This is a genomic window from Xanthomonas sp. SHU 199 (assembly GCF_000364665.1).
In the GTDB taxonomy this organism is placed as follows: domain Bacteria; phylum Pseudomonadota; class Gammaproteobacteria; order Xanthomonadales; family Xanthomonadaceae; genus Xanthomonas_A; species Xanthomonas_A sontii.
Window position 1 is genome coordinate 1 of record NZ_AQOI01000388.1, and the last position, 11,145, is coordinate 11,145.

The 11,145-nt window shown below is 69.9% G+C and carries 11 protein-coding genes; 4 read left to right on the forward strand and 7 right to left on the reverse strand.

Translation table 11 applies throughout. The annotated features are described in order from the left end of the window. Nucleotides 1–449 precede the first annotated feature (449 nt). Complete coding sequence (locus D183_RS0112980; protein ID WP_017909378.1) at nt 450–1,310, forward strand: pirin family protein; 861 nt, start codon at nt 450–452, stop codon at nt 1,308–1,310. A gap of 141 nt (nt 1,311–1,451) precedes the next feature. Here the strand turns inward: D183_RS0112980 and D183_RS0112985 are convergent, their stop codons facing one another. The 3 genes from D183_RS0112985 to nfi all read right to left on the reverse strand — a co-directional run bounded on the left by D183_RS0112985 (nt 1,452) and on the right by nfi (nt 4,175). Then, on the reverse strand, nt 1,452–1,919 hold the full coding sequence (locus D183_RS0112985; RefSeq protein ID WP_010342081.1) for a hypothetical protein: 468 nt from the start codon (nt 1,917–1,919) through the stop codon (nt 1,452–1,454). Nucleotides 1,920–2,266: 347 nt separating this feature from the next. Next, on the reverse strand, nt 2,267–3,136 hold the full coding sequence (locus D183_RS0112990; protein ID WP_017909379.1) for a pirin family protein: 870 nt from the start codon (nt 3,134–3,136) through the stop codon (nt 2,267–2,269). A gap of 331 nt (nt 3,137–3,467) precedes the next feature. Beyond that, complete coding sequence (nfi, locus tag D183_RS0112995; RefSeq protein WP_017909380.1) at nt 3,468–4,175, reverse strand: deoxyribonuclease V; 708 nt, start codon at nt 4,173–4,175, stop codon at nt 3,468–3,470. 230 nt (nt 4,176–4,405) lie between these two features. Here nfi and gpmA point away from each other — a divergent pair, with 230 nt between their 5' ends. Both gpmA and D183_RS0113005 read left to right on the forward strand, forming a co-directional pair. Next, complete coding sequence (gene gpmA / locus D183_RS0113000) at nt 4,406–5,155, forward strand: 2,3-diphosphoglycerate-dependent phosphoglycerate mutase (RefSeq protein ID WP_017909381.1); 750 nt, start codon at nt 4,406–4,408, stop codon at nt 5,153–5,155. A 36-nt stretch (nt 5,156–5,191) separates the two neighbouring features. After that, a complete protein-coding gene (locus D183_RS0113005; RefSeq protein ID WP_017909382.1) occupies nt 5,192–5,440 on the forward strand; it encodes an SHOCT domain-containing protein in 249 nt (82 codons plus the stop codon). A gap of 133 nt (nt 5,441–5,573) precedes the next feature. On the opposite strand, the gene D183_RS0113010 is transcribed toward D183_RS0113005, so the two are convergent. From D183_RS0113010 to D183_RS0113020, 3 genes are all read right to left on the reverse strand, one after another. Beyond that, complete coding sequence (locus D183_RS0113010) at nt 5,574–6,296, reverse strand: 4'-phosphopantetheinyl transferase family protein (protein ID WP_017909383.1); 723 nt, start codon at nt 6,294–6,296, stop codon at nt 5,574–5,576. Between the two features lie 232 nt (nt 6,297–6,528). Then, nucleotides 6,529–8,514 (reverse strand): glycoside hydrolase family 127 protein, encoded by a 1,986-nt coding sequence (locus tag D183_RS0113015; protein ID WP_017909384.1) that lies wholly within the window; start codon nt 8,512–8,514, stop codon nt 6,529–6,531. A gap of 29 nt (nt 8,515–8,543) precedes the next feature. After that, on the reverse strand, nt 8,544–9,947 hold the full coding sequence (locus D183_RS0113020; RefSeq protein ID WP_017909385.1) for an MFS transporter: 1,404 nt from the start codon (nt 9,945–9,947) through the stop codon (nt 8,544–8,546). A 188-nt stretch (nt 9,948–10,135) separates the two neighbouring features. Between D183_RS0113020 and D183_RS0113025 the strand changes: the two genes are divergently transcribed. Continuing rightward, nucleotides 10,136–10,954, forward strand: coding sequence for a helix-turn-helix transcriptional regulator (locus D183_RS0113025; protein WP_017909386.1), 819 nt, complete (start codon nt 10,136–10,138; stop codon nt 10,952–10,954). Here the strand turns inward: D183_RS0113025 and D183_RS28020 are convergent. After that, nucleotides 10,941–11,145, reverse strand: a 205-nt coding sequence (locus tag D183_RS28020; protein ID WP_232757272.1) for a hypothetical protein, incomplete at its 5' end; no start/stop codon positions are given. The genes D183_RS0113025 and D183_RS28020 overlap by 14 nt on opposite strands.

Below are 11,145 nucleotides of genomic sequence, written 5' to 3' on the forward strand. Positions count from 1 at the left end.
CGCACGAGGCTGCGCCCGTACCCTCATCCGCCCCTATGGGGCACCTTCTCCCGGGGGGAGAAGGGAAAGGCGCGCGCCCTCTCCCGCCGGGAGAGGGGTTGGGGTGAGGGTCCGGGGCGAAGCCCTCGCGAAGCCAGCCTGTGCACGAGACTACGCCCGCACCCTCATCCGCCCCTACGGGGCACCTTCTCCCGGTGGGAGAAGGGAAAGGCGCGCCCCTCTCCCGTCGGGAGAGGGGTTGGGGTGAGGGTACGGGGGCGCAGCCCTCGCGAAGCCAGCCTGCGCACGAGACTACGCCCGCACCCTCATCCGCCCCTGCGGGGCACCTTTTCCCGGAGGGAGAAGCGAACAAGTCGCCGCAGACGATGGAACGATGGGTTGCGCCGGTCGCGGTTGGCCGCGGTGGCGGCGGCACCCACAGTAGGGAGCTCATCAGGAGATCGTCCGCCATGACCGCTTCCACCACCGTCGCCCCCGCGCGCATCCTGCGTGCCATTCGCGGCCACGCCACCGCCGACGGCGATGGGGTCAAGCTGACCCGCGTCATCGGCGGCGGTGCGTTGCCCGAACTGGATCCGTTCCTGCTGCTCGACGAGTTCGGCACCGACCGGGCCGAGGACTACGTCGGGGGCTTCCCCAGCCATCCGCACCGTGGCTTCGAGACCGTCACCTACATGCTCGACGGGCGCATGCGGCACAAGGACAACCACGGCAACGAGGGTCTGCTGACCCCGGGCAGCGTGCAATGGATGACCGCCGGCCGCGGCCTGGTGCATTCGGAGATGCCGGAGCAGGAACACGGGCGCATGCGCGGCTTCCAGTTGTGGGTGAACCTGCCGGCGCGCGACAAGATGACCGCGCCGCGCTACCAGGAATTCGCGCCCGAGCGCATCCCGGTGGCGCAGCCGGCGCCGGGGGTGACGGTCAAGGTGATCGCCGGCCAGGTCGGCGAGGTGCACGGCCCGATCGCGCAGCCGGCCACCGACCCGCTGTATCTGGACATCGCGCTGGACGCCGGCACGCGCTGGGCGTTCGAACTGCCGGCCGGGCACAACGCCTTCGCCTACATGTTCGAGGGCGAAGCGGCGCTGGGCGAAGGCGAGGCGGCGCGCATGCTGCCGGCGCAGACGCTGGCGGTGCTCGGCGGCGGCGACCTGCTGCAGGTGCAGGCCGGCACGCAGGGCGCACGGCTGATCCTGGTCGCCGGACGGCCGTTGCGCGAGCCGGTGGCGCGGCATGGACCGTTCGTGATGAACACGCGCCAGGAACTGATGCAGGCCTTCGTGGATTTCCAGGAAGGGCGCTTCTGAGCGCGCGTTTCGCGCCGCATGTGGTGCGAGGGTTTGTTTCCTCGTAGCAGCGGCTTCAGCCGCGACAGGCATTCCCGATAACGCCGTCGCGGCTGAAGCCGCTGCTACGGGAGACCGCAGTGCATGGCGCAGTGCGCCGCCTCAGCGCTCCAGCGCCAGGCTCGACTGGCGCATGTCCAGCCCCTGCACCAGCGATTGCAGTGTCTGCAGTTCCTGGGCGTCGGCGGCATCGATCCACACCTGTGCGTACTGGTCCTTCTTCAGTTCCGCAACCGTGATGCGGCGTGTGGCCTGGTTCGGCAACTCGACACCGCCCACATCCGGCCGGTACCAATACACCGCTTCGCCGGCGATGGCGCCCTTTTCCTCGCGCAGCGTGCGCTGCAGCGGAATGTTCGGGTCGCGCGCGGTGAGCATCATGCCCAGCACCTGACGTCCGTCGGCGTCGCTGGCGCGGCAGACGATGAAGCCCTTGTCGCTGCGTTCGCTCCATTGCAGTTTGCTCTGCGGCGGCAGCGGTGGGCAGTTCTGTGCCTGCTGCGCGGTGGCGGCAGCGGCGGGCAACGCAGCCGCAGCGGTCAGCAGCGCCTTGCGCAAGAGTGTCTTCATTCGCGATGTTCCCCATACGCCGCGATGCGACGCGTTCGATCCATACGCACGCCTGCGGCGTCGTCTGCGGGAGCGCCCATCCTGTGCGGGATCCCGGCAGTGCATCCCCCGACGCAGTGCGTGTCCCGTGTGCGGTCACGCGTGCGCGACCGCGTCTGCACCATAGCCCAGCATGGCCGCGCTGACAATTGGGATGTGGATTCCGGAACATCCGTACGCGTGGTACGGCATGCCGGCACCCGCCCGGCTGCGCCGATCAGGCGGTTGCGGGCGCGGATCGCGGGGGGACGAGGGCGGTGGCGTTTCGCGTGTGGGGGGCGGTGGCCCGATGCAGGCCTGCCGCCGGCTCAGCGGCCGGGTTCGGGCAACGGAATGAATTCCTGGTCGTCGCCGGGGATCGTCCCGAAGCGACCCTCGCGCCAGTCCTGCTTGGCCTGCTCGATGCGCTCCACCGAACTGGACACGAAGTTCCACCAGAGGTGGCGCGGGCCATCCAGCGGTTCCCCGCCCATCAGCATGGCCTTCAGCGGGGTCTTGGCGCGCAGCCGCCCGCGCGCGCCGGGCTCGGGCAGGACCAGGTGCCGCGCCGGAATGTCCACGCCGTCCAGTTGCGCCTCGCCTTCCAGGATGTACAGGGAGCGCTCGACGTGCCGCGCGTCCAGGTCGATTTCGGCGTCCGCTTCCAGGTCCAGGGCCACGTTGAGGGTGTCGGCGAACACCGTGACCGGCGATTCCTCGCCGTAGGCGCGGCCGGCGATCACCCGCAGCCACGCGCCGTCGCGGCGCTGCTGCGGCAGGCTGGCGGCGGCATGGTGGTAGAACGCCGGTGCGGTCTCTTCCGCCGATTTCGGCAGCGCCACCCAGGTCTGCATGCCGTGCAGCGGATGCGCATGCTCGCGCAGCGTGGTCGGTGTCCGTTCGGAGTGGGAGATGCCGCGGCCGGCGGTCATCCAGTTGACGTCGCCGGCGCGGATCACTTGGTCGGAGCCGAGCGAATCGCGGTGGCCGATCTCGCCGGACCACAGGAAGGTGACCGTGGCCAGGCCGATGTGCGGATGCGGGCGCACGTCCACGCCGTGGCCCGGCTCGAACACCGCCGGGCCCATGTGGTCGATGAAGACGAAGGGGCCGACGCTGCGCGCCTGCACGCTGGGGACGGCGCGGCGCACTTCGAAGCCGCCGATATCGTGGACGCGGGGGGCGATCAGGGTGGGCATGCCGGCGCTCGTGGTGGCAGGAACGGAGCGCAAGCTTCGCATGCGGACGCGTGGCACGGACGCCGGCGGCGCAAGACGCAATGTTCCGCGTGCCGCGGCGCCTGGTGTGCGCCTCTCTTGCGCAGGTGATGCGCGTTCGCACATGTGCATCGCGACACCACGCAGGCGATAGGCGACTGCGTGGATCCACGCCCCCGGGCGGGGGCGACCGATCGACGACGCCGGTGGGGACAACGCCATGTGGTTTCAATCCAACGCGTCCGTTTCGGACGCGACACGACAGTGCGGATGCGGCGAGTGCGCTTTCGCAGTCGCGCCACCGATGCCGAGGCTACAGCAAGCCCGGCTGGGCGATCGCCACCTCGCCGCGGCGCGAGGCCAGCCGATCGGCCAGCCGGGTCGGTTCCGGCAGACGATAGCCGCGCAGGTAGCGTTGGGTCCACTGCAGCGCGCTGTCCACCGCCACACGATGGCCGGGCGAGACGATCAGCGGATTGCAGCGCAGCTTGCTGCGCAGCGCCCAGCCGACCACCTCGCCGCGATGCACGATGGGACTGTGGTCGCCGGCCTGCGCGCCGGGCTCCTCGAAGCGGCCGGCCAGCAAGGTCTTAGCCACGCCGATGCTGGGCAGCCCGGTGACCACGCCGAAGTGCGCGGCGATGCCGAGCCGGCGCGGATGGGCGATGCCCTGGCCGTCGACGAACACCAGGTCCGGGCGCTGCCGCAGCAGACCAAGCGCAGCCAGCAAGGCCGGCAGTTCGCGGAAGCTGAGCAGGCCGGGCACGTAGGCCATCGAGGTGGGCACGCGCGCGATCTCGGCCTGGTGCGGCTGCAGGGTCTGCGCGTCGAGCAGTACCGCGGCGGCGCGGGTGACCTGGCCGTCGTCCTCGAAGCCGACGTCGAAGCCGGCCAGCCAGCGCGGCGGGTCGGGCACCTCGTCCTGCAGGCTGACCTGGCGCGCCAGCGTCGCCTGCAGCGCGCGCGCCTGCACGATGCTGCCGTCCCAGTCGCCGAATACGGAGTGCGAAGAAGTGTCCATGCGCCGATGATCGCGCCGTCTTCGTGGCTGGGGTGTGGAGGGGCGGGATTGGGGATTCGGGATTGGGGATTCGTTGAAGGCGCTTCCCGCGCGGCTCTGGCGATCAGGTGGCGCTTGGCCGCTTCACTTGCTGGAGACCAGGCCCTTGCGAATCCCAAATCCCGAATCCCCGCCACCAGCTACAATCCAGGGCCGCACGACCCACGCATCCCCCAACGGAGACCGTCGCAGTGACCCGCAAACTCGTACTGTTGCGCCATGGCCAGAGCCAGTGGAACCTGGATAACCGCTTCACCGGCTGGGTCGATGTCGACCTGACCGAGCAGGGCCGCCAGGAAGCCGTGGCCGCCGGCCGGCTGATGCGCGAGGAGGGGCTGCAGTTCGACGTCGCCCATACCTCGGTGCTCAAGCGCGCCATCCACACTTTGCAGGGCGCGCTGAAGGAACTCGACCAGGACTGGCTGCCGGTGCACAAGAGCTGGCGTCTCAACGAGCGCCACTACGGCGGCCTGCAGGGCCTGGACAAGGCCGAGACCGCGGCCAAGCACGGCGAGGACCAGGTCAAGATCTGGCGCCGCTCCTACGACATCCCGCCGCCGCCGATGGACGCCGAGGATCCGGGCCATCCGCTGCACGACCGCCGCTATGCCACCCTGGACCGCAACGCGCTGCCGGCCACCGAATCGCTGGCGACCACGCTCGAGCGCGTGCTGCCGTACTGGCACGACGCCATCGCGCCGCAGCTCAAGGCCGGGCAGACCGTGCTGGTCACCGCCCATGGCAACTCGCTGCGCGCGCTGTACAAGTACTTGAACGAAGTCTCGCGCGAAGAAATTCTCGAACTCAACATTCCCACCGGCATCCCGCTGCTGTTCGAACTGGACGACAGCCTGCAGGTGCAGTCCTACCGCTACCTGGGCGACCCGGAAGCGGCCAAGAAGGCCGCCGAAGCGGTGGCCAATCAGGGCAAGGCGAAGTAAGCACCAGGATCGGCACGCGGCCGGCAGGAGAACGCGATGGGTGGATTCAGTATCTGGCATTGGCTCATCCTGCTGGTCTTGCTCGCCTTGCCGCTGCTGGTCGGCATGGTGGTGTGGCTGGCGATCCGCGCCCAGCGGCGCCGGCCGGCCGCGGCGGCGCCGCCGTTGCCTCCCGTCGACTCGGTCGAGCAGCGCCTACGCGCGCTGGAGCAGCTGAAGGCGCAGGGGCTGATCGATGCGGCGGAGTACACGCGCCGGCGCGAGCAGATCCTGGCCGCGTTGTGAGTGTGTGACGCCTCGGCAGGCGCCGCGTTCTGGCGGCCTGCCAAGCGGAAGTGCGGTGTCGACGCCGCGCCGCGTGTTGCATGCCGCGCGCGTTGCCGCAGCTGCGCGGCAACGGCGTAACCCCGGACTGTCCTTACCAGACGCAACTGGTGAGCAGCAGCCCGGGCTGCACGTCCACCCAGCGCAGACGGTGCGCTTGTCCGGCCGGCAAGGCCGGCGCCAGCGGCGTGGCGATCCGCGTCTCCACGCTGCCGCTGGCCGGCTCGCAGCCTTCGATGCGCAAGGCGTCGAAATCGAAGAAGCGGCCGACGGTCGCCGCGGTGGCCTTGTAGAAACTCTCTTTCGCCGAGAAGCCAAGGGTCAACGCATACGGCCAGCCGCGGACGCGGGCGAGCGCAGCCAATGCGTCACAGTCGCTGGCGTCCAGGGCCACGCTGCGGATCGCCTCGAGCTGGTCCGCGGCCACCACACGTTCGATATCCAGGCCGATGCCGTTGGCTCCGGCGGACGTCGGCATGGCGATAGCGACCGCCACGCCGTCGGTATGCGAGAGGCTGCCGAGGAAACCATCCGGCCAGAGTGGCGCGCGGTCGGGGCCGATTGGAAGGTCGGTGGCCGTGCTGCCGGCCGCCTGTAGCGCGGCGAGCGCCGCGCGCCGTCCGGCCAGGTACTCGGCCTGGCGCTTGCGCACGCTGCGCGCGATCGACGGCGGCTGCTGCACGCGGTGGCGCTGGAAATCGTCGCTGTCGAAGGCATCGACCTCGAACGGCAGCAGCCAGGCGTCCGGCACGGCGATGCGATGCGCGCCGAGAGCGAGCCGGGCGAACGGCGGGGTGGCGAGGGCCAGGGCATCCATGGCCCTAGCTTAGAGCGTGCGCTGGCCGTGCGGCGCGTGCGATGCGGCCAATGAGGCGCCGCAGGGCAGGCATCGCTGCGGTGACCTGTTTCCGCAAGGATTCATCCGAATGCAGCTTGTCCGGCAGGAACGGCGCTTGTCCCCTTCTGCGGGATCAGCCGCGACCGGCGTTTCCGGTAACGCCGGTCGCGGCTGATCCCGCTCCTGCAGCAGACGTTCCGCAGCGTTGCCTTCAGCCGTCGCTGGCGTCCACCCACACCCGCATTTCGCCCTCGCCGCGATTGGCCCAGGCGAAGTAGGGCACGAAGGTCAGGGGCTGCGGCTGCCGCGTCGGCGGCGGCGCATCGTAGCGGTACAGCGGTGCGGCCGCGGCGTCGACGTCGCCATGCAGGCGTTCGCCGGTGGCTTGCAGCAGCACCTGGCCGGCGAGCGCGCCGGTGCCGGGTATGGCCTGCAGCGTGGCGTTGGCCGGCAGGCGCAGCTGATGCAGGTCGGCGCCGTTGTCGGCCTGCTCCAGGCAGTACACCAGCGGCCCGCGTTGCACCGCGACCTTGCCGGCCAGGTGGCGCACGCGCGGGTGCCCGCTGACCCGCATCGGCGGCATCGGCAGGCGCAGCTGCAAGGTGTCGCCGGACTGCCAGCGCCGGCGCAGCACGCAGTAGCCGTGCTCGCGGTGCGCATCGATCGCCACCGGCTCGCCGTTGAGCCGCAGCTGCGGCGCCTGGCACCAGTCCGGCAGGCGCAGCGCCAGTGCCGCCTCCACCGGTGCGCTGCACTCCACCTCGAAGGCGATCGTGTCCTGCCACGGATATTCGCCGCGCTGGCGCAGGGTCAGGGTCTGCCCGCCGACCTCGAACCGCGCATCGCTGCCGACGTAGAGGTTCACGTACAGCGTGTCGTCGCGGCGGGTGTACAGGTAGTGGCCGAGCGAGGTCAGCACGCGGGCGATGTTGGGCGGGCAGCAGGCGCAGCCGAACCAGCGCTGGCGCACCGGCTTGACGTGGTCGAAGGTGTGGTTGCCGTGCACCGTGGGCGGGTGCACTTCCAGCGGGTTGACGTAGAAGAAGTGGCGCCCGTCCAGGGCCATGCCGCCCAGCACGGTGTTGTACAGCGCCCGCTCCATCACGTCGGCGTAGCGGCCATCCGGCGCCAGCTGCAGCATGCGGTTGGCGAACATCATCAGCCCGATCGAGGCGCAGCTCTCGTTGTAGGCGGTGTCGTTGGGCAGGTCGTAGTCGACGCTGAAGGCTTCGCCGTAGCTCTGCGCACCGATCGCGCCGGTCAGGTACATCTGCCGCTGGGTGGCGTTGTCCCACAGGCGCTCGCAGGCCGCGCGCAGGGTGGCGTCGCCGCTGTGCCGGGCCAGGTGCGCCACGCCGGCGTACAGGTACACGAAGCGCACGGCATGGCCGACGGCGGTGTCCTGCAGCGCCACCGGCAGATGCGCCTGGCTGTAGGCCTTGTCCTGGATCATCCAGGCCGGGCCGTGCCCGCCCCAGAAGAAGGTCTGACCGCGCCTGGCGTACTCCTCGTCGTAGTAGTGCGGCGTGGTGCCGCGTTGTTCGACGAAGTAGCGCGCCAGTGCCAGGTAGCGCGCCTCGCCCGTGGCCTCGTACAGGCGCATCAGCGCCAGTTCGATCTCCGGATGCCCGGGGTAGCCGTGCAACTGCGTGGGGCCGGGGCCGAAGGTGGCGTCGATGTGGTCGGCGAGCCGGCACACGATGTCGAGCAGGGTGCGTTTGCCGGTGGCCTGGAAGTAGGCCACGCCGGCCTCGATCATGTGCCCGGCGCAGTACAGCTCGTGGCACTCGGCCAGGTTGGTCCAGCGTTCCTGCGGCGCCTTCACCGTGAAGTAGGTGTTGAGGTAGCCGTCGGCCTGCTGCGCAGCCCCGATCAGCTCGATGGTGGCGTCGGCATCGCGCTCCAGCGCCGGATCGGGATGCTGTGCGAGCAGGTAGGCCACCGCTTCCAGCCATTTGGCCACGTCGCTGTCCTGGAACACCATGCCGTAGAACGCGCCGTCGCTGCGGCCGGCCGCGATGCGGAAGTTCTCGATGGCATGGCTGGGTTCGGCATCGGCGACGTTGTCGTTGAGCGCGTCCCACTGGTAGGGCAGCACCACCTCCTGCACCAGGCGCTGGTAGCGCTGCCAGAACGGATCGGCGATGCGCAGGTGGGCGAGCGGCAGTTCGGGAGACGGCACGGGCGAATGCGGCATGGAGCGGAGATCCTGGAGAGTGGGGAAGGTCAGTGCACCGGGCGTGCGGCCAGATCGGCGGCGATATTCGCCAGCAGCGGCCGGCGCAGCCGGCAGCGCAGGATCACCGCGGCCAGCAGCAGGTGCAGGCCGGCGGGGACCAGGGTTTCCAGCAGGGTGATGGCCTGCAGCGAGGCGGGACTCTGCTGCGCGGCGCCGGCGCGGTAGCCGGCGTAGACGAACAGCGCGCTGATCACCACCGCGCTCGAGGCCCAGGCCAGCTTGATGCAGAACAGGTTGAAGGCGAAGTTGATGCCCGAGGAACGCACCCGGTTCTTCCAGGCGCCGTAGTCGTCGGCGAAGGCCATCAGCGAGAAGTGCAGCGGCAGCGCGAAGCCCAGCACCAGGCAGTGCACGAAGATCACCCCCAGCCACAGCGTCTGCTGCGCCGGTCCGGTCGGCAGCCACCACTGCGCCACGCCGAACGCGGCCAGCGCCAGGTTGGTGTGCAGGTACAGCGCCAGCGGATCGAAGCGGCGGCACAGCGCGTTGACCACGATCGCGCCGAGTACCGTGGCCAGCGCCACCATCGCGAAGAACAGCGAGGCGTAGCCGCTGCTGCCGCCGAGCACGTAGGTGATGAAGTACAGATAGGCGCCGCCGCGGATGTTGTAGACGTTGATCAGCAGGAACGACATCAGCAGCACCAGCCGCAACTGGTCGTTCTGCAGCAGGCCGCGCAGATGTGCGCCGATGCCGGCGCCGCCGAGCAGGCTGACCGGCACGCGTTCGCGCACGGCGAAGAAGCAGCACAGGAACATCGCCACCGCCAGCACCGCCAGCACGCCCACGCCGAGCTGGTAGCCGCGCGCGGCGTCGCCGTTGCCCAGTTCCCGCACCAGCCACGGCAGCCCGACCGACACCAGGAAGCCGGCGATGCCGCACAGCACGAAGCGCCAGGATTGCGCCGAGACCACGTCGCGGTGGTCGCCGGTCATGCTGTTGATCAGCGCGCAGTAGGGCACGTTGATCGCGGTGTAGCACAGCGACAGCAGGAAGTAGCTGGCGAAGGCGTAGGCGATCTTGGCGCCGGCGCTCAACTGCGGCGCGCTGAAGGTCAGCACGCAGGCGATGCCGATCGGCACGGCGACCCACAGTTGCCAGGCGCGGAACCGGCCCCAGCGGCTGCGGGTACGGTCGGCGATCAGGCCCATCACCGGATCGGACACCGCGTCGGCCACGCGCAGCACGGTGAACAGGGTGCCGACCAGCGCCGGGGTCAGGCCGAACACGTCGGTGTAGAAGAAGGTGAGGAAGTTGGCGATCAGGCAGGTGACCACCGTGCCGCCGGCATCGCCGAGGCCGTAGCCGAACTTCTCCAGGCGCGACAGACGCGGCGTGGTCGCGGCCGGTGCGGCGTCTGCGGTGGCGTGGCCGATGGCGGTCGCGGTCAACGTAACGGCTCCTGGCGCGCGCGGTCCGGCGCCAGCGCAAAGTGGCATGGCGGCGCACCCGCGACAAGAGTCTGTGCGGTATAAAACCGGTACGATTCCGACCACGGCGGCCGCGGCGTCCTTGCGCGGCATCGTTCATTCGAATGCTGCAGTGCAGCGTCGCGCAGGCAAGGGGAGACGTTTCCGACATGCTCGAGTTCGCCGTCGCCTATCCGATCCGGGTCCAGAACGGAGGCCTGTTCATTTCCCGCGGCGTGGGTGCGCATCCGGCGCGGGTGATCCAGTCCTACGAGCTGATCTTCGTCGAGCGCGGCATCCTCTCGATTCGCGAACAGGACAACGACTTCCACGTCGGCGCCGGCGAGACGCTGTTGCTGTGGCCCGGCCGCGCGCACGCCGGCCTGGGCCAGTTCCCGGACGACCTGCGGTTCTATTGGGTGCATTTCGAACTGGAACCGGGCGCGGCGCAGGCGGACAACGCGGTGGCGCTGTCGATGCCGCAGCGCACTGCGATCCGCGATCCGGATCGCTTCGTCGGCCTGTTCCGCTGGTTCCTGGCCGAGCAGGAGGAACGGCGCACGCTGCCGATGCTGGAACCGATCGTGCTGTCGATGCTGCAATGCGTGGCCGGCGCCTGGCCGGATCCGCACGATTCCGAACGCGCCGGGGTGGCGCTGGCGTACCGTGCCAAGCAACTGATCGGCACCCAGTTCCACACCGCGCTCACCGCCTCGTCGCTGGCCGCGCAACTGCACTGCAATCCGGATTATCTGGGCCGCATCTACCGGCGCAGCTTCGGCACCACGCTGACCGAGGCGATCCATCGCCAGCGCATCGCCTTCGCCGAGAAGCTGCTGCTGGTCAACACCTGCGCGGTGGACGACGTGGCGCAGCGTGCCGGCTTCAGCGACAGCGGCTACTTCCGCCGCGTGTTCCGCCAGCGCCTGGGCATGACCCCCAGTGCGTATCGGCGGCTGTACTGCAAGGAGCACATCAATTCGGGGTGAGGGGGGCTTGCGGGCGCATGTGCGTCGCCGCTTGCCGCGAACCTGCTTGCGCCGCTGCGCGCTGCAAGGTGTGTGGCAGGGACAGGGCTTGGCTGCCCGCGTTTGCAGGAGCGTCTTCAGCCGCGCCGACATTCATGGGAATGCTTCGTCGCGGCTGCAGCCGCTCCTGCGGCAGGGTGGTGCGGCGGCTG

What these genes read in the sequence shown, in the direction of transcription:
- nfi (WP_017909380.1), bottom strand. Translation starts at nt 4,175, where the DNA reads ATGGACACTTCTTCGCACTCCGTATTCGGCGACTGGGACGGCAGCATC.
- D183_RS0113015 (WP_017909384.1), bottom strand. Translation starts at nt 8,514, where the DNA reads ATGCCGCATTCGCCCGTGCCGTCTCCCGAACTGCCGCTCGCCCACCTG.
- D183_RS0113010 (WP_017909383.1), bottom strand. Translation starts at nt 6,296, where the DNA reads ATGGATGCCCTGGCCCTCGCCACCCCGCCGTTCGCCCGGCTCGCTCTC.
- D183_RS0112985 (WP_010342081.1), bottom strand. Translation starts at nt 1,919, where the DNA reads ATGAAGACACTCTTGCGCAAGGCGCTGCTGACCGCTGCGGCTGCGTTG.
- D183_RS0112990 (WP_017909379.1), bottom strand. Translation starts at nt 3,136, where the DNA reads ATGCCCACCCTGATCGCCCCCCGCGTCCACGATATCGGCGGCTTCGAA.
- D183_RS0113005 (WP_017909382.1), top strand. Translation starts at nt 5,192, where the DNA reads ATGGGTGGATTCAGTATCTGGCATTGGCTCATCCTGCTGGTCTTGCTC.
- D183_RS0113025 (WP_017909386.1), top strand. Translation starts at nt 10,136, where the DNA reads ATGCTCGAGTTCGCCGTCGCCTATCCGATCCGGGTCCAGAACGGAGGC.
- D183_RS0112980 (WP_017909378.1), top strand. Translation starts at nt 450, where the DNA reads ATGACCGCTTCCACCACCGTCGCCCCCGCGCGCATCCTGCGTGCCATT.